Origin of the sequence: Cryobacterium cryoconiti (assembly GCF_004403065.1) — a bacterium.
Classification (GTDB): Bacteria; Actinomycetota; Actinomycetes; order Actinomycetales; family Microbacteriaceae; genus Cryobacterium; species Cryobacterium cryoconiti.
On sequence record NZ_SOHA01000037.1, the window covers coordinates 1 to 22,107 of the forward strand.

Annotated in this window: 16 protein-coding genes and 2 pseudogenes; 2 read left to right on the forward strand and 16 right to left on the reverse strand. The window is 61.1% G+C overall.

The window, feature by feature from the left end:
- Window positions 1-2,331: N,N-dimethylformamidase beta subunit family domain-containing protein (locus E3T49_RS12310; RefSeq protein ID WP_241972811.1), on the reverse strand; the 2,331-nt coding region annotated here is incomplete at its 3' end.
- A 1,153-nt stretch (window positions 2,332-3,484) separates the two neighbouring features.
- On the opposite strand from E3T49_RS12310, the gene E3T49_RS12315 reads away from it, so the two are divergent.
- Entirely contained in the window at window positions 3,485-3,808 is a 324-nt protein-coding gene (locus E3T49_RS12315) for a hypothetical protein (protein ID WP_241972812.1), read from the forward strand.
- Window positions 3,809-4,073: 265 nt separating this feature from the next.
- Here the strand turns inward: E3T49_RS12315 and E3T49_RS12320 are convergent, their stop codons facing one another.
- Window positions 4,074-5,483: an IS3 family transposase gene (locus tag E3T49_RS12320; RefSeq protein WP_420898554.1), complete on the reverse strand. Its 1,410-nt coding sequence runs from the start codon at window positions 5,481-5,483 to the stop codon at window positions 4,074-4,076.
- A gap of 154 nt (window positions 5,484-5,637) precedes the next feature.
- Between E3T49_RS12320 and E3T49_RS16395 the strand changes: the two are divergent.
- Window positions 5,638-5,814: pseudogene (locus tag E3T49_RS16395) on the forward strand (tyrosine-type recombinase/integrase); the annotation flags it as partial.
- A 416-nt stretch (window positions 5,815-6,230) separates the two neighbouring features.
- Here the strand turns inward: E3T49_RS16395 and E3T49_RS12330 are convergent.
- From E3T49_RS12330 to E3T49_RS12400, 14 genes and pseudogenes are all read right to left on the reverse strand, one after another.
- The gene (locus E3T49_RS12330) at window positions 6,231-6,476 is read right to left on the reverse strand and encodes a helix-turn-helix domain-containing protein (protein ID WP_134425206.1); all 246 of its coding nucleotides are present in this window, start codon (window positions 6,474-6,476) and stop codon (window positions 6,231-6,233) included.
- 119 nt (window positions 6,477-6,595) lie between these two features.
- A pseudogene (locus E3T49_RS12335) lies at window positions 6,596-7,739 on the reverse strand (IS3 family transposase).
- 185 nt (window positions 7,740-7,924) lie between these two features.
- Window positions 7,925-9,088, reverse strand: coding sequence for an acyltransferase family protein (locus tag E3T49_RS12340; protein WP_166785537.1), 1,164 nt, complete (start codon window positions 9,086-9,088; stop codon window positions 7,925-7,927).
- A 929-nt stretch (window positions 9,089-10,017) separates the two neighbouring features.
- On the reverse strand, window positions 10,018-11,322 hold the full coding sequence (locus tag E3T49_RS12350) for a lipopolysaccharide biosynthesis protein (RefSeq protein WP_134425208.1): 1,305 nt from the start codon (window positions 11,320-11,322) through the stop codon (window positions 10,018-10,020).
- Complete coding sequence (wecB, locus tag E3T49_RS12355; RefSeq protein ID WP_134425209.1) at window positions 11,319-12,461, reverse strand: non-hydrolyzing UDP-N-acetylglucosamine 2-epimerase; 1,143 nt, start codon at window positions 12,459-12,461, stop codon at window positions 11,319-11,321. The genes E3T49_RS12350 and wecB overlap by 4 nt, the downstream gene beginning before the upstream one ends.
- Window positions 12,458-13,555: a polysaccharide biosynthesis C-terminal domain-containing protein gene (locus E3T49_RS12360; RefSeq protein ID WP_134425210.1), complete on the reverse strand. Its 1,098-nt coding sequence runs from the start codon at window positions 13,553-13,555 to the stop codon at window positions 12,458-12,460. Before E3T49_RS12360 ends, wecB begins: the two co-directional genes overlap by 4 nt.
- Before the next feature lie 3 nt (window positions 13,556-13,558).
- A complete protein-coding gene (locus E3T49_RS12365; RefSeq protein ID WP_420898555.1) occupies window positions 13,559-14,590 on the reverse strand; it encodes a polysaccharide biosynthesis protein in 1,032 nt (343 codons plus the stop codon).
- A gap of 4 nt (window positions 14,591-14,594) precedes the next feature.
- Complete coding sequence (locus E3T49_RS12370; protein WP_166785538.1) at window positions 14,595-15,842, reverse strand: glycosyltransferase family 4 protein; 1,248 nt, start codon at window positions 15,840-15,842, stop codon at window positions 14,595-14,597.
- The gene (locus E3T49_RS12375; protein WP_134425213.1) at window positions 15,839-16,549 is read right to left on the reverse strand and encodes an HAD family hydrolase; all 711 of its coding nucleotides are present in this window, start codon (window positions 16,547-16,549) and stop codon (window positions 15,839-15,841) included. Before E3T49_RS12375 ends, E3T49_RS12370 begins: the two co-directional genes overlap by 4 nt.
- Window positions 16,540-17,520 (reverse strand): ATP-grasp domain-containing protein, encoded by a 981-nt coding sequence (locus tag E3T49_RS12380; protein ID WP_166785540.1) that lies wholly within the window; start codon window positions 17,518-17,520, stop codon window positions 16,540-16,542. The genes E3T49_RS12375 and E3T49_RS12380 overlap by 10 nt, the downstream gene beginning before the upstream one ends.
- Window positions 17,507-18,145 (reverse strand): sugar transferase, encoded by a 639-nt coding sequence (locus E3T49_RS12385; RefSeq protein ID WP_134425215.1) that lies wholly within the window; start codon window positions 18,143-18,145, stop codon window positions 17,507-17,509. The genes E3T49_RS12380 and E3T49_RS12385 overlap by 14 nt, the downstream gene beginning before the upstream one ends.
- Window positions 18,142-19,278: a DegT/DnrJ/EryC1/StrS family aminotransferase gene (locus E3T49_RS12390; RefSeq protein WP_134425216.1), complete on the reverse strand. Its 1,137-nt coding sequence runs from the start codon at window positions 19,276-19,278 to the stop codon at window positions 18,142-18,144. The genes E3T49_RS12385 and E3T49_RS12390 overlap by 4 nt, the downstream gene beginning before the upstream one ends.
- On the reverse strand, window positions 19,275-21,122 hold the full coding sequence (locus E3T49_RS12395) for a polysaccharide biosynthesis protein (RefSeq protein ID WP_338145430.1): 1,848 nt from the start codon (window positions 21,120-21,122) through the stop codon (window positions 19,275-19,277). Before E3T49_RS12395 ends, E3T49_RS12390 begins: the two co-directional genes overlap by 4 nt.
- Window positions 21,119-22,105, reverse strand: coding sequence for a hypothetical protein (locus E3T49_RS12400; protein ID WP_134425217.1), 987 nt, complete (start codon window positions 22,103-22,105; stop codon window positions 21,119-21,121). The genes E3T49_RS12395 and E3T49_RS12400 overlap by 4 nt, the downstream gene beginning before the upstream one ends.
- Between the last annotated feature and the right edge of the window lie 2 nt (window positions 22,106-22,107).

Below are 22,107 nucleotides of genomic sequence, written 5' to 3' on the forward strand. Positions count from 1 at the left end.
AATAGAGGATGCGAGCACGGCCTGATCAAATACCGCTGACAACACAGTAGTGACAGGCGCGCCGCTCGCCCCAGAAGCAGGGCTTGTCGAGACCACCACAGGGGCAGCCAGGACGCTGGGAACACTGTCGGCAGGCATGAAGACGACGTCCACCCAATAGTTTTCCGCACGGACGCTATCGACAGGGAAGGCACTCGCCGCCGAGTACGTGTACAGCCCGTTTCCGGATGTCGGGGTGTTGCGCGCCGCATGGAGTGGCGCACTATCGACATTGGCATTCCCCGCAGGCATCGGAGAGGGGTGGGCATACATATATCCCGGGGTATGCGCGTAGTGGCCCTTCGGCGCGAAATATGACACCACGTGTGTCGTGTTCGCTTCGATTGCAACAGGGGTGGAAAAAGTGACGGTTTGCCAGCCGAATTCCGTTTCCCCTGAGAATTCCGCCGTCGCTAGTCGCTGGCCTGTCGCCGTCCACAGGCTTCCGGAGTGCGTGCCCGTATTGTTTGTCGATTTGAAGAAGCGGACGCCGGTCACGGTTCCGGCCTTGTCCGAGGAGAACCTCAGTCCCAGCTCGACGCTGGCGGTGTCACCCGAATCAGCGATGTCCGGAGCGACATTGGTGCCCCAGATCGAGCAGGGACAGGAGATGTTCACGCTGGCCCCGGCGTCGGGAGTCTCCAGGTTTCCGCTGTCGTCAACGGCGCGGGTTTTGATGCTCGCGGAAGGGCTGCCGTGCGCAATCCAACTCAAAGTCCATTTGTTTCTTCCCGTGGCTGGGCGCCAGGTCGCGCCGCCGTCGGTAGAGACTTCGACACCGGCGACGACGCCTGCAGCGTCGGCCGCCGTGCCGGTGACGGTGACTTTCGTCCCATCGGCCAGAGATTGACCGTTCAGCCCGGACGTGATTACGGACGTCGGAGCCGTTCCATCCGTCGACTTCGCGGCCGCTACCAGCCCCGTCGTCAACGCGGCCGGCTGAGCCCCCATATCTGCCAATAGGTTAACCGTGGCCTGCTTCATGTTCCGGTCGGGCGCCCGGCCTGTCGTGTAGCCATCGAGACCGTACGACCACTGAACAGTGCCAGCCCCAAACACCAGGGCACCACTAGCTGCGCGGTACATCGTCAGATTGTGGGTGACCCTCCCAGGTGCCACGTTGGATCCGTAGTCGGTGAACACCTCGCGGGAATCAATCGTGGTGGACGACAACTTGAATGCCCCAGCGGGTCTGAAGCCATTATCGGCATCCACATCCCATTCATACCCGAGGGTGTCCAGACCGGGGCCCAAAATCAAGGACTGGTTACCCGTTAGGGCAGCCGCGTCGGTGTTTCGCCAGAGCCTCATGTTCGCGTACTCGGCGGGAACCCTGATGTCGGTGGACCCCGCATTCACCAGAAAGAACTGCCCGGTCAGCGAGTTCTCCGGATTGCCACCCCCGCCGGCAGTTCCGAACCTCGGGTCGCGCCAAGTCCCTGTCCACGACACGGGGTCGGTGGGGGCGTTGAAGTGAGTGTCCTTGTAACAGACGAGCGTGCGGTTTGCTGTCAATGATTCGTCAGCGCTCGGTTCCCATCGCGTTTTCCAGAACATTTCGTTTCCGCTAAAGAACGCTAGACTCACTCCGGCGTCCCGAGCCGTCTCGACGTTGGTCCGCTGCGAGCCGGCCCAGTACTCGTCATGGCCGGTCGACAAGAATACCTTGTGGTTGAGCAGAAGCGGGCCCCGAATGGACGTGTCCACCCCGCTCAGGTACGTCACGTCGTATCCGTTAGCCTCCAGGAATCTGATCATTGGAAGCTCGGAAGCCATGAGCCAGTTGGGCGATGCCGCATCATGGTTGAACGGTCGATTGTACGAGACCTTGAAAGCCGCCCGGGGTGCCTCTGCGGGTACCGCTGAGGGACAGTCAACCGCGCAGACGTATAGGCTGTTGCCGCCATAGTCGTTGTAAGCCTGCCACGTCTGATCAGACGTTTGAAAAACGATACTGCTCGTGCTCGCGTCATTTCGCACAACGAATGGGATTAAACTTCCCCCTCCTGTGTCCTCACGCACCAGGTGGGCAATATAGACACCCGACACGGCAGTTTCCGGGACAGCCCATGACGCTGATACCGCCCAGTTCCCGCAGTCGATCAATCCGGTGTCGGAAAAAGTCAGACAAGAGGGCTGCTCTTGTGGCAACGGCACTGAGGGAAGTACCGCGGGAGCGATTTTTCGTGCGCCATTTCCTTGGTAGTACCCAAGGCGCAAAATGTCGATGTGGTACGAGACAGCAGGCGTCAGAATCTTGAACTCTACGGTTTCGCCCACATTGACGCTCATCGCCGTCGCAAACCCCTGGATGCTCGGGTCACCCGATCCGGATTCCCCCCAGTCGCTCTCTGGCGTGCCAGGTAGTAGGTTCTCGCAGGCGATGGTGTTCGAAGACGGAGGCGCGCAAGGGGCCGTTTCAGCCGAGGCCCGGGCATCGAAAGAAACTACGCTGAACCCCACCAAAGATAATGCGATGAGAGCGCACACGATGGACCGAAATGCCGAGTGACGGCTCGCGACTATGGGCGCAGACGCACCGAGGCCCCGCTTGAGCTGGTCCCGGGCCGTTCGCCCTCGGGCGGATTTCGCGCGCGGGTGATTCTTCGTAGCACTTTCTGCGCGGTCAACAGGCGCGCCGGACAAGAAAATCTTCATTAGGGCATTCCGTCCAATAACGACTTGTCAATCTCGGGTGTCATATGGGGCGAATCGGGTGCTCTTGAGACGGCGAGGACGTCGATGCAGAGACGCACGAGTCATGTCCTCATTTATGAGGACAAGATACCCGGACGAAACTCGCTGGCACCCCCCACTTCGGGGCGGCATTCGGCGTACGATCCAATGGCCCCCTGGTGCGGGTACGCAGACGCATCGCGCAGGTAGAGCCGGTTCTGGATGCTTTCGGGCCCCTGCCGGCGAGGCGGCCTGAAATTCGGGGCCTAATGTCGTGGTAGTCGCCGGTGACAGCGACCGCGTCTTCCTCGTGCGTCCATTTCGATCAAGCGTCGGTACGAGACCCTTGCGGTTCCCATGGGGTTCGGCGAAAACGATCCGATCGCGCTCAACTCAGCCGAGGCCGCTCCGTGAGCCGTAGGTAAGCGTGAGCTGCTGGAGGGCGCCAATTTCCGCGAGCGCGTCGGTCAGGCCATGTCGGCGAGTCCGGCGGTGACGGCGCTCACTGAAATTCCCCACTCGGGGTCGCTCCCGCACATAGAAGCGGGCCTTTCTCGAAACTGATGGTCACGCCGACCACACACCAGCTTCAAGAAAGGCCCTGCTCCTATGCTTTCAGAGGAGGACGACGTGGACATCCACGCGCTCAAACGGCAAGGGATGACGATCAGTGAGATCGCCCGCCGCACCAACTACGACCGCAAGACCATCCGCGCCGCCCCGGACCCGTGCGACGCGTTCATCGCCGACGTCACAGCCCGCCTCACCGATGACCCGCACTTCTGGTGCGGCGACGCTGCTGGACGAGCTGGTCCCGCTGGGTCTCGAAGGGTCGTATCAGACCCTGACTCGTCAGATCCGGGACCGGGGCTTGCGGCCGGCCTGCACCGCCTGCGCGTACGTGACCAAGCGGCCCAACGCGATCATCGAGTACCCGCCCGGCGAGGAGACCCAGTTCGACTGGGTCGGGCTGCCCGACGCCCCGGCGGACTGGGCGTTCCCGACGAAACGCGCCTACGTGTTCGTCGGGTCGCTCGCGCACTCGGGAGTTTGGCGGGCGGTAATCTCCCCGCCGAGGGGCCATAGTGGCTGACGTGCAGTGCGGTGGTGTCCACTGCTGCGGGGGTGCTCTTGGGGCCGGGGTGGTTCGGGTTGGGCGATAGCTGCACTACCTCGTGGGAGCCGCGGCAGACGCGAGAGCAGGGGGTAGCGTCCCGTTCGGTCTTTGCTGCGTGCGCTTCGGCTTCCGTGGGGTACTGCGTGATGGCGGTGAGTCCGCAGCGGGTGATGAGTGCGAACCGTCCGGAGCCGTCGATGCGTGCGCTGAATTTGTCAAGGTGAATGAGGCCAGCGTGAGTTTAGGCGGCTAGTTTTGGCTCTTCTTCTTGAGCGGCTGGTTTGTTGATCCAGGCCGCGTCGGGGGTGGCGAGGATCTTCGGGTCCGCAGCGGTGCTGAAGCGTTCCGGGTTCCGGGCCCGCGCTGTGGCAAGGGTCGCCGCCCGCTCGGCGGCCTTGCCGGCGGCGAGGCCATAGTGGACGTCAGCGGGGGCGTTGAGCCCGATGCCGTTGTGCCGGTGGCTGTGGTTGTGGTTGTAACCCTCGACGAAGGTGTCCATGAACCGGCGGGCGTCGCCGACGCTGCCGAAGCGTTCCGGGAACACCGGGGCGAACTTGAGCGTCTTGAACCACGCCTCCGAGTATGGGTTGTCGTTGCTGACCCGGGGTCGGGAGTGCGACTTGGTGACCTCGAGATCCGAAAGCAGAACGGCGACGGTCTTGCTCGTCATCGACGTGCCCCGGTCGGCGTGGACGACCTGCGGGGTGCCATGGATGCCGAAGGTCTCCGTCATCATCTCCGCGGCGAGGACCGCGGACTCGGCCGGATGGACCTTCACGCCGACGATGTAGCGGGAGTAAATATCGATCATCACGTAGGCATCGAAGTACTTGCCCTTGATCGGGCCAGGCAATTTCGTGATGTCCCACGTATAAACCTGGCCGGGTGCGGTGGCGACCAGTTCCGGGATGGCGCGGGCCGGGTGGCGGGCCAGTCGACGGCGTTCCTTGACCTGTTGGTTCTCGGCCAACACCCGGTAGATCGTTGAGATCGACGCCAAATACACGCCCTCGTCCAGGAACTGCGCGTAGATCTGGATCGGCGGCAAGTCCACGAACCGGGCCGAGTTCACCACGGCCAGAATCCGGGCCCGCTCGAGGACATCGAGCCGATTCGCCGGCACCACCACAGGCCGGGCCACCTGCGTGCGGGGCGTCCGGGTCGCGGTCGCCCGCGGTAACCCGACCAGGGTGGCGGCCGTCCGTGTCGGAATGCCGCGCGTGTGCGGTGTTTCGTCCCGCGAGCTCTTCGAAAGAATTTCGAGTAGCTCGTGCATTTTTGACATGATCTCCAACGCCACCCCCGTCGTTTCCAGGCGCCGTTCGGTCAACTCCAGTTGGCGGCGGAGCCGGGCGATCTCGGCCTGCTCGGGCGTGAGCCGGCCGATCTTCTCCCCGGGTTTCTTGCCCTGCAGCACCCCGGCGTCGCGCAGTTTTCGCCACTCCGTGATCTGCGAGGAGTAGATGCCCTGCTCCCGCAAATACGCGCCGCCTCCGTTGCGGGAGATGGCGTCCTCGTAGGCGGCGAGGCGATCGAGTTTCTGCTTCGGGGTGAACGACCGCCGGGGCGTGGGGCCGCCCGCGCGGGGGCCGGGACTGCTGTTGTTCATGGGACTATCGTCGCGCACGGCGATCAACGATGGGCTGGACATGGTGGGACTTCCTGATTCTCGAGGACTTGCTCTGAGCTACTGGCCTCAACTCACCCTGACACGTAGGGCGGGGCTGGCTCATGTGCGCTTGCCTGACTCGCGGCGGGGCTGTTTCGTCTCGGCAATAACTAAGTGCATGGCCGCTGACAAGACCTTCCAGCGCGTGACGATTCACGACCTGAGACACACGGCGGCGAGCTTGGCTCTTTCAGCCGGCGCAAACGTCAAAGCGGTCCAGAGAATGCTCGGCCATGCGTCGGCGGCCATGACGCTCGACACCTATGCGGACCTGTTCGACGACGACCTAGACGCGGTAGCAATGGCACTCGATTGGCGAGTAGCGCTTGTTGGTAGCGGTAGTCCGGCGAGTTGGTGTGTAACCTCGGGACATCGTGGACAGTGGATCTCATCACTTCGTGGACGCTGGGTCTCATGGCTTCGTGCACCACTTGCCTGGACTGGCGCTACCATCTGGTGCTACTTGCCAACTCGATCAGGCTAAGAAAGTTTCGGGTGTTGTCAAACCGTTGTCAGGCGAGGCATCCGGGCAATGAAAAACCCCCCACTTCCCAGTGAAACAAAGGGAAGCAAGGGGGTTTCTGTGGCGGTACCGGTGGGATTTGAACTCTAATTCGACCTGCGGACTAGTCCTGCTCTCCCCCAACTTCCCGGTATTTACGCGGTTCTTCAATCACATTGACCTCTATGAAATCGGACCGTTTGTTCCGGCCTATTGTCAAACCGTTGTCACGCTTTATACACAGTGCGCAAAGCACCAGGAGTGAGTCCCCACGGGTTCGGCGGAGGCGTTGGCAGATTGGTGGTGTTCGTTTGCACGTACGCCTGGAGTGCGGCACGCGGGAAGGTGAGCGTGTGACCTTGCTTGAGGAATGCGATCGTCCGCTGATGCACCAGGCGTCGAAGCTTGGTCGGCTCGATCTTCAGGTACGCGGCTGCCTGCTCAAGCGTGTTGATGTCTTCAAGTTCGCTCACGGGATCACTCTAGACGGCCTCGCACGCGTGCTTGGAGCGTGCGAGACTCCGCGCATGGAAGACCTCGACACACCTAACGGGACTGCCCCGAGTTCAGTTGACTCAAAGGGTTAGTGGTTTCAGGCGGCCTTGATGGCCACGTTTATTGTCTCAAACTCGATCGGGGTGAGCTTGCCGAGGCGGCGTTGCCGGCGCTTGCGGTGGTAGGTGCGCTCGATCCAGATCACCATCGCCAGGCGCAGTTCCTCCCGGGTTGACCACCGCTGCGGTCGAGGACGTTCTTCTGCAGCAGGGCGAAGAACGACTCCATCGCGGCGTTGTCACCGCATGCGCCGACGCGGCCCATCGACCCGGTGATGCCGTTGTTCTTCAGCACCCGCAGGAACGCGTTGGAACGGAACTGCGAGCCTCTGTCGGAGTGCAGGATCGTGCCGTCGATGGTGCGCTGGCCGATCGCGTTCCGGGCGGCCGCGACGGCCAGGGACGCCTTCATCCTGGAGTCGATCGAGTACCCGACGATCTTGTTCGAGTAGACGTCTTTGATCGCGCAGAGGTAGATCTTGCCCTCGTCGGTTCGGTGTTCGGTGATGTCGGTGAGCCAGAGCTGGTTCGGGCGTGTCGCGGTGAACTTCCGCTTGACATGGTCGTCGTGGACGAGAGGGCCGGCCTTGCGCGTGAGGCCGCGTTTCTTGGCGAACACGGACCAGAGCCGTTGCTCGGAGCACAGCCGCCAGACCCGGTTCTCACCCGCGGCGAGGCCGGCCTGGCCGAGCTCGTCGGAGATGAACCGGTAGCCGAACGCGGGGTCGTCCCGGTGGATGGCCCAGGCAGCGTTGGTGAGGTGGGCATCGTCCCAATCGCGCTGGGAGATGGGGTCGCGCTTCAACTGGTAGAACGCCTGTTTGGAGAAGCGCGACACCCGGCAGGTCACCGTGACGGGCACACAGTCGACGGCCAGTTCACGGACCAGCGGGTACATCATTTTGGGTTGACGTCCCGGGACAGATAGGCGACAGCACGGCGCATGACCTCGGCTTCCTGCTCGAGCAGCCGGATGCGCTTCTTGGCATCCCGCAGCTCGACGGATTCCTTCTCGGTCAGGCCCGGCTTCACGCCTTCCTCGACGTCGGCTTTCTTCAGCCAGTTCGCCAGGCAGGACTCCGAGATCCCGAAGTCCTTCGCAATCTGATTCAGCGGCGCTTCGTGCTTCCGGGCGACCGCGACAACATCGTGGCGGAACTCGGGTGGGTAGGGCTTGGGCATGATGACATCCTTCCAGCGAAGACGAATCTCCACAGGTCAGGAGTCAACCAAACCGGGGGCAGTCCCAACTGCCTGGCGCGAATGGCTGCTGTCGAGCGATGCGGCGCAATGTTCTGGGATGCACGCCAACGAGACAAGCCGAGGATCGGGGGCGCCGTTTACTGCGATCTGAGTCCGTGTGAGGACTATGCTTCTGTCGGCTGCCGAGGGCGTCTCGGCGCGTCAATATTTGAAACACGTCGGGACTGGATAAGCCTTTCGACCTTCTGCGACAGCTTATGGCTTGGCCGTTCCACGAGGAGATGGAACACCCAAGCCATGACCAATGAGCCAATAATCGACAGTGGGATTGCCAGCCAGGACAGTGTCGGCCCCAGCAGGACCGCCGCCAACATGATGATCGGCACGTGCACCAGATAGAGGCTAAAGGATATGAGTCCAAGCCACTGCGCCACTCGACTGTTAAGCGGCCGCGCGGCTTTGTCCCAAAAGGCAGAAAGGAGAACGAAAAGAACCGCTCCAGCGAAGACAACTGGGAGCATCGCGTTAGCGGTTAAGTAGCCAGGGGAGAATGGCAGGACGAGCCAGTACGACATCAACAAGATCAGCGAGACTACGCACAGGCCCCAGTACGCTAGCGAGGAATGACTCAGTGCTGAGATCCTGATCACAATCGCTTGCAGTCGATCCATCTCGGTGGCGATGAGCGCCCCGACGGCAAACATCGGCACGTACACCAGCCACCCTTGGTGTTTCAAGGCACCGCCCAGTATCGCGACCGCAAGTACTGCCAGTTTGACCCACTGCAGATGAGGCCGGGTCTTTGCTCCCCAGACGAAAGCTGGAAGCAGAAGCGAGAACCAGACCTCATACGAAAGGGACCAGAGCACGCCGAGCACACCGGATACTCCAAAGATGAGTGTGAAGTCCTGGAGCACTCCGAACGCGCTCATACTACTTGCGACGATCCTGTCCTTGAGCCAAATGCTTGCTTCCTGTGGTGCCTCTGGTCGCAGCAGAAGGAATAGCAGCATGGTTAAGAGCACGGCGGCGATGACCGGTACGTAAAGGCGGATCAGGCGTTTGGGATAATATGCCGCCCAATCGAATCGATCGCGCCGGACAACGGGCAGGGTTAGAACAATCCCGCTGATGATGAAGAAGACGTACACCGCCTCCGGTCCGGCCCAAAGCAAGTGCAACGGCGTATGCACCATCATCCAGGCAATGGGATCGTCCGATGAAACGGGTTTGACGGTGTACGCAGCCGAAAGAGCGGGAATCAGGGACAGCGAGTGATGAATCAAGACCACTAACGCTGCGATTCCCCTCAGCCCGTCAAGCGGCATTAGTCGCATGCACGACGCACCCGCAGTCGTCTTCACCAAATCGTCCCCCGTTAAGTCTGATGCGAGCATAAACGAAATCGGGTCGGGTCCGCCGGAACTGACGCAGACGCACGCCTCGGGCATCCGCACCGCCTCGTCCGGCTCCTCTTCATTAGGGCCTTCGCCTCACCAATAGGTCTGACGAGATGAAGCAGGCTGCCGAGGGCACGGTCGAGGCGTGGGGCGCGCGGTCGTGTGGCTGCGCCCAGGGTGCGGGCTGCGGCTCTAGGCTCGACTATCTCCCCGGCACGGGCTGAGAAGCCTTGGGCGGCTGTCAGGGGGTCGTGAGCGCGTCGGGAGCGCTCGGCGTTGCGGCTGTGTGGCTCGGCGGCTCTTGGCCTTAGTGGGGCGCGTGCGGACGCTGAGCAGCGGGCGAGATTCGGTGCCGGCCTGTGCCTGTCACGATCCCGTAACGCGGAGTCCTGGTCACCTAGCCCCGGAGACCCGGGAGGGCACCGGGAAGGGGTACTCCCCCTAGGGGCCTCGGTGCAGATTCGAGGCCCCCTGTGCTGCCTTGTGCGGGTCGTGCGGCGTGCTGCTAGAGCACGCGGCAGAAGGAGCCTACGAACAGTGGCGCTCAACCCGAATATTCAGTGGCGCTGAAAGACGCGACCCCGACAGCGAACAAGTGGCGCTCAACCGCAATACTGGTGGCGCTCAGGAACGCAAATACTCACCCGCTGCCACCGCGCCGCGATCGAGGGCAAGTGGCGCACGATGATGCGGTTCTTCGCCGGCCCAATGTGTACCCGCCGGCGGTCTTCTCCACCAGAATCAGTTCGAACGTTTGGCCTCGGTATCCGACAGGGGTCGAGTCCAGGCAGGCGTCACAACGGTCGATTAGCCAGAACACACCTCGCACGCCACACGGAAGATGCCTGCGAAGCCGCTCAGAAATCTGGGCGACTGAGCGCGAGGTACGAGCGGATCCCCCGGGATTGAAGCAGCCACGCAGCAACCACTGCGTACGACGTATTCACGGTGGCGCTGAACCACGCGACTCCTACCGCGCCAAATTCTCCAGCTGTCCACAGGCCGCCTGTGGCCCACAGGGCTACTAGCAGAACGTTGAGGGCAAGGGCGTGTGACTCGAGGTTGCAAAGGAGCATCAGTGGATTGACGTGCCCCGCCAATGCCATAACCAAGGAGCCAACCGCGAGAACTGCGAGAGGGGCCGCGGCGGGCTCGAACTCCGCCCCGTACAACAGGGTGATCACTGGAACGGCACCGATGGTCAGTGCGCTCACAGGGAACAGCAGAAGCACGCCGGCCTGTCGCACCGCCCGTGCGCTCATCGCGTTCAGCGACGTAAGATCGCCGCTGTGAAAGAGACGAGCAAATGCTGGGGCCAGATAGGCAACCTGAAGCGCAGGAACTAACGAGACCAGATTCGCAAGCCTGGCCGCGGTCGTGAAATAGGAGACGCTGGCGAGGGATCCCATCAACGAGAGCGCATAAAGGGGAGACCAGGTGAGAACGAGAAACAGAAGCGACGTCCCCATCATGGAAGCCAGCGGACGGAACCGCGAACGCACATATCGGCAGAAGCCACCGATGCTTGGCCCGTTCGATGACCGTTCTTCTCCGGCCAGGGAGACCAGGGCAGTCGGAACCGCCCACAGTGCCGTCAGCCACGAGGCAGCGGCCAGGGATAGCAAAGCCGTCGTCAGGTCCAGGGCTCCGATGCTGCGAAGCATCAAGAGAAGGAGCATGGCCAGAACGGGGATGGAGCCAAGTTCTGCGACGATCCCTTTCGCGAGATGACCACGCCCGCGGAGCACCGCCCCGGCGATCACGGCGAATGCCTGTGCCAGGACCGCTGAGAGGAGGCCGAGCGTCAAGCCCGGACTGAAGCCGGGAAGGCGATAATCTACGACGATCATGGCAAGGTACACGAATCCCACGCCCACGAGGCTGGCCAGGGAGGCCAGCGCTACGCCGTAGCCCAGTTCAGCGAAGATATCCTTCGAGTCACCGCCACAGATCTTCAGCGCAAGATTGTCGGTTCCGAACCGGCCGAACGTGGCGACTACGGCAAGGCTCGTGAAGACGAGAAAATACGAACCCGCAGCTTCAACCCCGAGGAGTCGAGCAACCGCGACCGTGAGCAAGAAGCTCGCGAGGATTGAAACCGCTCGGGCCAGAACAGCGCCGGCCGCACCTCGTTGTCGTCCCGCCAGAAATCGCCCAATCATCTGCCCGGGATCTGTCGTATTGCGTTTCTGGCGTGGTGCGTCCTGGCAGTAGAAATAATGAAGCTGACAGCGCGTCGAGAGGCATCACGGATCTGGTACTCAACGGGTATCGCCGCCGGCCCATCCTCCGCGAACTGTTGGAGCGTGACGGCAACGGCGCCGAGAACGCTCTCTGCCTCGACCCCCGACGTGATCGTCACCCCCGTGTCGATGGCTTCAGGCCGCTCAACTGCATCTCGAAGTGAAATACCAGGGAACCCAAGAATCGACGACTCCTCACTGATTGTCCCGCTATCGGAGAGCACAAGCTTGGCGGACTTCTGCAGTCTCACATAGTCATTGAAGCCAAACGGTGTGTGGAAGGTGAGCTTCTTCTTGAGATCGTCAGACTGGGCTTCGAGGCGCTTCCGAGTTCGGGGATGCGTCGAAACCAGAACAGGCACCTGATACTCGTCCGCAAGCCGCCCAAGCGCGTCGAGCACCGCTGCAAGTCTGACCGGGTTGTCGACGTTCTCCTCCCTGTGCAGGCTGACCAGGAAGTAGCCGCCCTCGGCAAGTCCCTGCTGGGACAAAATTTCACTCGAGTTGATGGCGTTTGCGTTGGCCTCAAGGACTTCCCGCATCGGGGAGCCGGTCAGGAGAATACGTGCTGGGTGGATTCCTTCACCGAGCAAGTTTCGTCGAGCGTGCTCGGTATATACCAGGTTGTAATCGGAGACATGATCGACCATGCGTCGGTTGGTTTCCTCCGGCACGTTGTCATCGAACGACCGGTTTCCAGCCTCCATGTGGTAAACGGGGATTTTCATGCGCTTTGCCATCAGAGCGGAGATGCAGCTGTTCGTGTCTCCGAGCACCACCACGGCGTCGGGCATCTCCGCCAATATCACAGATTCGATCTTCGTCAAGATAGAGCCGAGTACAGCACCCAGAGAGGACGTGTCCGCGTTGAGAAAATGATCGGGCTGGCGAAGCCCCAAATCCTCAAAGAAGACCTCATTGAGTGCGTGGTCGTAGTTCTGCCCGGTGTGAACCAGAACGTGATCGGTGAATTTGTCCAGTCTTTTGATCGTCGCGGCCAATCGGATTATCTCCGGGCGCGTGCCCACGACCGTGAGCACCTTCAATCGGTCCTTCATTTCTGCACTGCCTCCGCAATCGTGTCGGGTACCTGTGGGTTGAAGATGTCGTTTGTCCAGAACGAGGTGTACAGCGGGTCAGGCCCCGTGTTCGTGATCTTGTGCGACCACATTGTGGGCATGTCGACGGCGACGGGCTCGTCGCCCGTTACCCGGAATTCAAAGACCTCGTCGGTGAACAGTTTTCGCAATGAAATGGTCGCAGTCCCCGCCAGAACAGTGAATCGCTCTATCTTGCGCCGGTGGAAGTGATCGCCGCGGCTGATTCCAGGTTCAGTGGTCGAGAACGACGACTGGCCACAGCCACCGTGGGAACGAATGATCTCAAAGAATGAACCGCGGGAGTCCGAATGACGGGTGAGTCGCACCGGCGCCTGTTCGGGGAAGGCGTAGGAGCGATACGTATTGAATAGGTCGCGCTCGAACTTGCGCGAGACATCGGGGATCTCCCCACGCCTGTAGACGGCGTCAATGTCCGTGAGTCGAGCCAGCAGCCCGCCGACGGATTCGTGAACCTCCGTGTCACCCTCACAGGTGTCGCCACCTGCGCCAATGAGAAGATCGGCTGCATCCTGCGCATGCATGAGTGTCAGGTGCTTGTCATCGGCCACTGTCGGCGATTGTCCGTGCGCCAGCATGTGGCTGAAGGTCGCGGTGACCGCGTTGTAGAAGGGACGCCCATGCTCACCGAACAAGTTGGGGAGGCACACGTCCAGGAACTCCGCGCCGACCTTCGCTGCTGCGGCCTCCAAGATACCCGCGGCCTCAGCCTTGGCATTCCCGTAAACGCTCCCATTCGTTGCTTGGGTCGAGTTGGCGAACACCACGACGGGCGGAGGTGCGTCGGCCTGCAAAATAGTCGAGGCCATTTGGGTGGCAAATCTGACGTTTTCAGCCTGCACTTCGAGGTCCGAGCCGCGGTTCACACCAGCAATGTGGATGAGTCGGGCCGAGCCGTTCAGTGCAGATAGCGCTTTAGCCGCATCAAAGCCATCGCCAACGGGAATCGAGCGAGACTCCCCACCGAGTTCACGGAGGGCACCGCGGGTGTGCCACCCGAGGAAACCATGTGCCCCCGTCACTGCAACTTGCACCGCCTAGACCGCCCGTTCCGTGCGAATCCCGGCAGCGGCCAGTTCAGCGCGCACCTCAGGCAGGGTCAGGAGCAGGTCCTCAACTTCGCGCAGGCTCATCCGGGAGACGGTATGCGAGTCGTAGTCCTCGTACTGTACCTGTTCGATGTCCCCCCGTTCGACGTAGATGCTGTAGTTGAGATCACGGTTGTCGGCCTGAATGCGGAAGTAGTCCCCCATATCCTGGGCCCGGGCCAGTTCCTCGCGGCTGGCGAGCGCCTCGGAGAGCTTCTCCGCATGTCGAGTCCCGATGACTTCGACCCTGGCCGGCGACTGGAAGAGGACGATGAGCGCTTGGGCGAGGTCGCCCATCGTGCAGGCCTTCGCCTTGCGAATGAAGAGGTCACCCTGCATCGCGTTATGGAAGGCATACTCGACCAAGTCCACGGAGTCTGCCAGAGACATCATGAACCGAGTCATGTCAGGGTTCGTGACAGTGAGGTTCTTTCCAGCCTTCAGTTGCCGAATAAACAGCGGAATGACAGACCCACGCGAGTACATGACGTTGCCGTACCGCACACACGAAACGGTTGTTTCGGCATTCGGGTTGTTCAGGCCGTACGACTGCGCGACCTTCTCCATCATTGCCTTGCTCATACCCATGGCATTGACGGGGTAAACGGCCTTGTCGGTGCTGAGGCAAACAACAGACTTAACTCCGGCCTGGTCAGCAGCTCGCACCACGTTCTCGCTACCCAGAACGTTCGTCTTGACGGCTTCCATCGGGAAGAATTCGCACGACGGAACCTGCTTGAGGGCCGCCGCGTGGAAGACGAAGTCCACATCGCGAATGGCTCGTTCCACGCTCAGATAGTCCCGGATGTCTCCCACGTAGAACCGCAGCCGCGGGTCAGCGAGTTCATTGCGCATGAGGTCTTGCTTCGCCTCGTCACGGCTCAAAATTCGAACCTCTTCGACCCCGCGCGAAAGGAGTTTCTCCGCCACCGTGTGACCGAACGATCCGGTTCCACCCGTGACGAGGATGCGCTTGCCCAAATATTCATTCTTCATTGCAACGATTACCCCGTTTATCCTCTTCAATAGTTGCCGCTTTCAAAACCGCTTCGATGGCATCGACACCTGCCCTCGCTGACATGGATCGAAGGTAGAGTTCCCTTCCGCGACGCCCGAGATCCCTGCGCACTTCAACCGACATGGAGTGGGCCTCACGAAACGCCTCCGCCAATGCGTGTGGGTTTTCGGGTGGCACAGTCAAACCGACACCCTCCTCGCTAACGATTCTCGTTACGTCTCCGGCAACGTTTGTAATGATGGGCACCCCCTTGGCCAGGCTCCCCTGCAGTTTGGACGGAATCGTTCCCCTGAAAATCGGAAGATCCCTCAGAGTGACGAGTTGGAAATCAGACTCTTCGTAAACCGCATCCATATCAGCGGGATCAATGCGACCGCGAAACTCGACGTTGCGAATGCGGGCATCAGACGCGCTCTTCCTGAGCCGTTCCTCTGCAACGCCAGTCCCGACAACGATAAGGCGAAATCCTTCAAGATCCTGCACTAAGCGCGCTGCCTCCAGCGCTGTGTCGAGGTCCTGAAGCTCACCTATGTTGCCCGCGTACACCACGCACAGGCCATCGGCATATTCGGTTTCGATCGGACCTCTGACAACGTCAGCTGAGTCAGCGGCCCAGTTGAGCACGGTGTGCAGTTTCTTCTCAGGAACCCCCCTGTCCGCGAGCATGCCGTGCATTGTCGGCGCGATCGCTATCACTGCTGCCGAGAGCCGATACACGGAAGAAAGCCAGGGACCTAATAGACGATTGACAAGGTTCTCGATAAGGCCGGACCTGACTATCGAAGACCCCGTAACGGACTCTGGCCAAAGATCCTGAACGTGCAGGACGTAGGGAATACCCAAAAAACTTCGCCACAGCTGAGGAGCTGCTGCCGCGGTCATTTGGGTCGCATAGACATAAACAACATCAGCGCCGCGTGCGAATCTCGTTGCCATCACAGTGCCAAATGCGAATGAGAGATAGTTTCCGACTCGAGCGAGGCCGTTCTGGGAGTGATCGATAAACATGGGCACCCGCCTAACCGCGACGTCTCCCTGAAACTCGATGTGCCTCCACGATTGCTTGAACCCCGCATAGAGCCTGCCCTGCGGATAGTTAGGGAAACCGGTCAGCACGCGAACGGAATGCCCGCGAGCGGCCAAGATCTCTGCAAGCTCGGACGGGATGATCGCGAACTCTGGCGGGTAATACTGGCTAACGATAAGGATCTTCAATGGGCGCATTTCATTTCATCAGCCACGAACCCGAGACAGTCGATCATGGCCAAGGATTCCCTCGTCAAGTTGGGAACTTCGAACTCAGCATCATCCGGTGTTTCGAGGCTTTCGTGTAAGCCACCGGGGCGTCGCACACGGACAGTACGCCATCCGAGTTTTCGCGGTGAGATGAAGTCCTTACGCGGGTTGTCGCCAAAGTAGACGCATTCCCCTCCCCTGACGCCAAACCAGTCCTGGAGAGACTCGTAAGCAGCAGGCGCAGGTTTCGCCCAGTCGCCTTCTCCGTGCTCATCCGTGACCACTACCCGCTCGATGAGCGCATCCAAGTTCAAGCTCCGGACCTTCGCCCGTTGACTCTTCCTCGGACCGTCGGTGATCAAGCCGGTACCCACCAGTGGGCGACAGGCGACCAAGAAATCGTGGGCGTCTGCAAGGAGCTCAATGTTCGGTTCGTGACTTCGATATCTGCTGACGCAGAGTTCGACGATGTCGGACGGCAGCCTCTCCGCCGAACCCTGGAGGACAGCGTTGAATATGTCGCCGCGCCGACCTGATACGAACTCGCGCCATGCACGTTCGAAGAACGCCGGGTACTGATGGTCAACGGCCAGCATGTCACTCACCGCTCGAAATCCGCTTTCGACGTAAGAGCGCTCCAAGAAGAGAGTGTCATCCATATCGAATACTAAGAGGCTCACGACCATGGACTCAGCACGAATTCCTGATCGGCATAGAATTTGGCTTCATCGTATCGAAGCATTACCGTGCCTGGTCTCCAGGTTTCCGACGCGGTGTCACCCGTCTTGCTGCGTAGCATGGCACCAATGAGGTCGCCACCCGCGGCGTGGCTCAATGGGTATCCCCCACCGAATCGCGGATTTATTTCCAGAATTTTCGGAGAATTCGTCTCCGGGTCATATATGACCTGAACATTCAGAACTCCATATGCACCTGGCAAGGACGTAACCATATCCCGAACCAGTAGCTCAATTTCCGGAACATGAATCGTCACTCCCTTGGAGACCTCACCTGCGCGCACTTCCAGACGACGCCTGGGAACCGTCGCTAATACCGTCCCGCGCTCATCTACCGCGACGTCCACGGTCACTTCGATGCCCGGAGCAAAACGCTGGAGAATGTAGTCGTCTGTCAGAGCCGACACGCGAAGAGATTCAACATTATCCACGATCAGAACGCCAATCGAGGACGAGCCTGTTCTCGGCTTCGCAACAACCCTCCCGGCAAATGGGACGAGCCTGGATTCTGCGATTTCCTGTGTGTCGATGGTCGGATATCCGGCTTCAATAAGCCATCTGTAAAGGTCCCACTTGTCCCACCCCAGTTCTGCAACCTGAGGACTTGAGACCCAGATATCCACTCCATGCTGCCGAAATTGTGCCCGTGCGCGGGCAAGAACCGCAATTTCTGGGTCGATGGTCGGCACGATGGTCGAACAACCGTGCTTTTTTGAGATGCGCAGAGTCTCAGAGAGAAAATTGTCTGCGCTGATTCTGGGCACGAGTTCAAATTCGTCCGCGTGTTGGCCGGCCGCGGAGAGTCGAGAGACATCCGTAACCACGACTCGACTTCGAACCGGCGAAGTGGACTCCCGGAATAGGTCCACAAGCGCGCCACGTCGCCCACCACTTGAGATCAACCAGTTATTTGCCTGCATGCTCTGACTCCTCACCGAACTCGGGCATGGAAGCATGCCCCTCAGCGGTGACTCCGTCTCGCGCGAGAACCGCCCTGAGCGTTCGCGCGATGATCATGGCGTCCAGAAAGAGAGATCGGTTCTCAACGTATTCAACATCCAGCTGGAACTTCGTCTCCCAAGCCAGAGCATTACGTCCACTGCACTGAGCCAAACCGGTCACTCCCGGTCGCACCTCATGCCGTCGCGACTGTTCAGCCGTGTACCTGTCCATGTAGCGAACGAGCAGGGGTCGCGGCCCAACCAGACTCATCTCGCCCCTAAGTACGTTGGCTAGAGTCGGAAGCTCATCCAAGCTCGTCGCTCTGAGTACACGGCCGAATGGCGTGAGCCGCTCCTCGTCCGTGATCAGCCCCCGCTCCAAATCCACGTTCTTCATGGTGCGAAATTTGTAGAGGCGAAACACGCGCCCATTTCTTCCGGGACGATCCTGCTGAAACAAAACGGGCCTGCCGAGGTTTACGGCTACCAGCCCCCCGATCATGACTAGTGCGGGTGACGCCACAGTCAAGGCTGCGGCGGCGACCGAGAAGTCGAGCACCCGTTTCGCCCTGTCGTAGCGGCGGAGTGATGCCGCGGTTCTCATACCGTCGCTCCGCTGAAAGTCCGGAGTTTAGACAACACACGGTCAATCTCTGAGGAGCCGAGGGCGGAGCCACTGGGAAGGGTCAGGCCTGTCCCAAAAAGAAGTTGGGAGTTGCCATTGGTCACTGCACGGGCGCCGGAGAAGACCGGTTGTAGGTGCATGGGCTTCCAGATTGGTCTGCTCTCGATGTTGTCGGTCAGCAAATTCGCACTCAAATCCGCAGCCGACCATCCTGTCTTCGCGGAGTCGATGACGATGGAGGTAAGCCAGAAGTTGTCTGAAGCATCGTCAATGCCGCCAAAAATCTCCACCCCCTCGACCATGGCGAAAAGCTCTCGGTAGCGTTCACGCATGTCACGACGACGCGCGATCATTTCGTCGAGACGGGACAGCTGCGCTCTGCCGAGAGCGGCCAACAGGTTACTGAGTCGGTAGTTGTAGCCAATCTCAGTGTGCTCGTAGTGCGTCACGGGCTGTCGTGCCTGCGTGGCCAGATAGCGCGTGTGCGCGGCAAGGTCAGAGTCGTCGGTCAGCAGCATTCCTCCCCCAGACGTGGTCATGATCTTGTTCCCATTGAAAGAGAAGATAGACGCTCGGCCGAAAGACCCAGCGGGGTTGCCCCTGTGACTTGCTCCCAAAGATTCGGCTGCATCAGACAAAACGGGAATCCCGTATTCATCTGCAATGGCGCAGATCTCTGTGTAATTGACTGCTTTGCCCAGCAGGTCAACCGGGACTACTGCCGCGACCCTCTCGCCGCCTTCGATAAGTTGCTCCAGCGCCTGTCGGAGCAGAGCCGGATCCATATTCCCAGACTCAAGCTCGCAGTCAATGAAGAACGGCTCAGCCCCGGTGTAGACGATCGCGTTCGCCGTCGCAGCAAACGTGAGAGTTGACGTGAGAACGACATCGCCCGGTCCGACTCCGAGCCCTAGCAGCCCGAGGTGTAGCGCGGCTGTGCCCGAGCTCAGGGCTACGGCATGGTCGACGCCGACGCGCTCCGCCATCTCGGTCTCGAAGCCGTTGACGTCGGGTCCCAGGGGCGCAATCCAGCCGGATCTGATCGCGGCAACCATGTACTGCTCTTCGAGATCACCGACGTCGGGGGACGACATGTAGATGCGTTCACTCATAGTGGTATTCCTGTTCCGGCCATCGCGGTCTGGGCCTGGGCAGGCCGGTTTGTGGGATCTTGACGGCAGCGTTCATCCCAACCCGGTTTGTTCAGGTTCTCAGGGCGAATTGGGGAGATGGACGCGTGAGTTATCTTCGGGTGGACCGGCCGTGCATCCGTTTCATGGTCGCCGATGAGTTCTTCGTGCAGCTTCTCCCCGGGGCGCAGGCCGGTGTAGATGATCTCAATGTCCTTGCCCGACATTCCGATCATTCGCTCGGCCACATCGAGAATTCTCACGGGCTCGCCCATGTCGAGGATCAGCACCTCGGCGGGACCACCGATACCGCCAGCCTGGATGACGAGCTGGCACGCCTCGGGAATAGTCATGAAGAATCGGGTGACGTCAGGGTGGGTGATCGTCAGCGGTCCACCGGCCTCGATGAGGGTGGTAAAGGTGGGCAGCATCGAGCCTCGGCTGCCGATGACATTGCCGAACCGCACCGAGAGGTAGGCGCGCTGGGATTCCTGGGCGGCCCACGCCGTGAGCTTCTCGGCAACGCGCTTGGAATGACCGAGCACGCTCGTGGGGTTCGCGGCTTTGTCGGTGGAGATGTTCACGAACGTGGTCACCCCGACCGCCTGGGCGGCTTCGAGCACATTCAGCGTGCCGAGCACATTGGTCTTCCACGCTTCGTCGGGATACTGCTCCAGCATTGGAAGGTGTTTGAGGGCAGCAGCGTGAAAAACGACCTCGGGGCGACGCTCGGCGAAAATGACCTTCAGTGCCTCGGCATCGCGAATGTCCGCGAGCACCACGTCCTTCGTGTCGAGAAGCCCGTGACCGAGGATTGAGATCTGGGTGCTCTGAAGGCCGGTCTCATCGCGGTCGAGCATGATCAGTTCGCTCGGACCGAACTTGGTGATCTGACGGCACAGTTCGGAGCCGATGGAGCCACCCGCACCCGTCACCAGAACGCGTTTGCCCGCGAGATAACCCGCTATCGACTCAACATGGGTGTCAACGGGATGGCGACCGATCAGATCTTCGATCGAGATATCCCGCAGGTCATTGAGGCGTGACTTGCCGTTGAGCAGTTCTTCAAGGGGAGGAAGAACCAAGACCTTGAGGTGCGCAGCCTTGGCAGCATCCGTGATCTCACGCAGCAAGGAGGCATCGGCCTTGGCGATCGCCACGACCAGCGAAGTTGCCCCGGTGGCCTGAGCTGCTTCAGAAAGGGAGGCGCGCGAACCGACCACGCGAACGTCATGCAGCCAGAGATTGCGCTTGCGTGGGTCGTCGTCGATGATCCCCACCGGCAGAAAGGGTGAGTTGCGGTCGGTGGTCATGCGCCGGGCGATCGACGCCCCCATGTAGCCGGCACCGAAGATCAGTGCCTTCTGAATGTCGTCTTTGGGAACGACCGACCGTTCCACCAGGAGACGCTTGACGTAGCGCACGCCGCCCATCAAAACGAAGGCCATGGGCAGGGCGATGAAGACCGTGCTGCGGGGGATACCGACCACCGTGCCGGCGACGGCAACCGGGATGCCGAGGATGATGGTCGAAGCGAGAACGACCCCGAGCAGCGCCCGCACCTCAGAAAAGCTCCCATAGATGTGGCGCCCCTGATACAGGTGGTTGGCACCGCCCGCAATGAACTGGACCAGGCAGGCAGCCGCGCACAGCGCCAGCAGCGGAGCTAGGTTTATCAGCTGCAGGTCGAACTCATAGCGGAGAATCTCGGCCAGGAGCAGGGCGACGGTCCAGGCTACCGCGTCGAACGCAAACTGAGCGCCGAACCGCACCAGCGGCACCGACCCGTGCAGTTCCCGCATTCTCGTCGTTGCAAAATCGCTCACTGCCATGTTGTGCCCCCATCACTCGATGTGCTCACTGAGTCCCCTGCCCACAGCCAGACAATCCCACCGGCGCTGGTCACCGCCAGATCGCTCGGCGTGACCGCCTCCTCGCGGCATCCGGTCGGGGTCAGCGCCCCATCGGGCTCTTCAGACGTCGCGAGCAGCTGGGCGCCCGCGCAGTCGGCCTGATCGGTGGCCACGATGATGTAACCGTCGTCGCTGACGGTCAGATTGGCGGCACCGGGAAGAGCGACTCCGGGCCCGAAAGTCGCGGCGCCTTCGCTGGTGCGGAAGAGCGTGCCGTCTGAGCAGAGCACAGCGGCCGTCGAGTCGGTGCGGGGGGCAAGGGCGATCACCGAGGAGCACGGCGCGGCGAAAGACCCTGCCGGGCTGTTCACGGTGGCTCGGTCGGCCGGGTCGACATACCAATCGGCCGCGACGCGATCAGGGTATTCCTGCCACTGGTCGCCGGCCACGAAGGTGGTGACGCGTTGCGGGGCGCAGTCCGCGGCCGTGAGCGTGACCATGGAGGCTTCGGACTCGCTGTCCACGTAGATCGACAGGATGGAGGAGGAATCGGTGTCGGCCGAAGCGTCGCGTGCTGTCCAGGTGGCGCCGGCGTCGGTGGAGAGCTCCGGGGTCGCGGTGGCGGCGGGGCAGTCACCGGTGGTGGCACGCCAGAGAGTGGTCGCGTCTAGGGCGGTGAGGATGCGGGTGGGGGGTAGGGAGGTTAGGGCGGGGGTCTCGACGGGGTCGGCCGCCGGGGGGTCGGTTGGCGTGGTCTCGACAGGCTCGACCACCGGGGGCTCGACCACCGGGGGCTCGACCGCCGTGCCGGCTTTGGCTGTGGGGTTTTGCGCGGTGAGCGCGTATGAGACCAGGGCGACGTCGAACAGCAAGAACACGGCCAGGCCAGCGACGAGCAGGCGTCGGCGCAGCACGCTGTTGCGGTTCTTGCGACTCTTAGGCTTCTTTTCCCCCACGG

Bases quoted from the DNA above. Each gene is read 5' to 3' on its own strand.
- E3T49_RS12320 (WP_420898554.1), bottom strand. From the start codon at position 5,483: ATGTCCAGCCCATCGTTGATCGCCGTGCGCGACGATAGTCCCATGAAC.
- E3T49_RS12350 (WP_134425208.1), bottom strand. From the start codon at position 11,322: ATGATTGGGCGATTTCTGGCGGGACGACAACGAGGTGCGGCCGGCGCT.
- E3T49_RS12375 (WP_134425213.1), bottom strand. From the start codon at position 16,549: ATGGTCGTGAGCCTCTTAGTATTCGATATGGATGACACTCTCTTCTTG.
- E3T49_RS12380 (WP_166785540.1), bottom strand. From the start codon at position 17,520: ATGCAGGCAAATAACTGGTTGATCTCAAGTGGTGGGCGACGTGGCGCG.
- E3T49_RS12340 (WP_166785537.1), bottom strand. From the start codon at position 9,088: ATGCCGCTTGACGGGCTGAGGGGAATCGCAGCGTTAGTGGTCTTGATT.
- E3T49_RS12385 (WP_134425215.1), bottom strand. From the start codon at position 18,145: ATGAGAACCGCGGCATCACTCCGCCGCTACGACAGGGCGAAACGGGTG.
- E3T49_RS12315 (WP_241972812.1), top strand. From the start codon at position 3,485: ATGACCCGCACTTCTGGTGCGGCGACGCTGCTGGACGAGCTGGTCCCG.
- E3T49_RS12390 (WP_134425216.1), bottom strand. From the start codon at position 19,278: ATGAGTGAACGCATCTACATGTCGTCCCCCGACGTCGGTGATCTCGAA.
- wecB (WP_134425209.1), bottom strand. From the start codon at position 12,461: ATGAAGGACCGATTGAAGGTGCTCACGGTCGTGGGCACGCGCCCGGAG.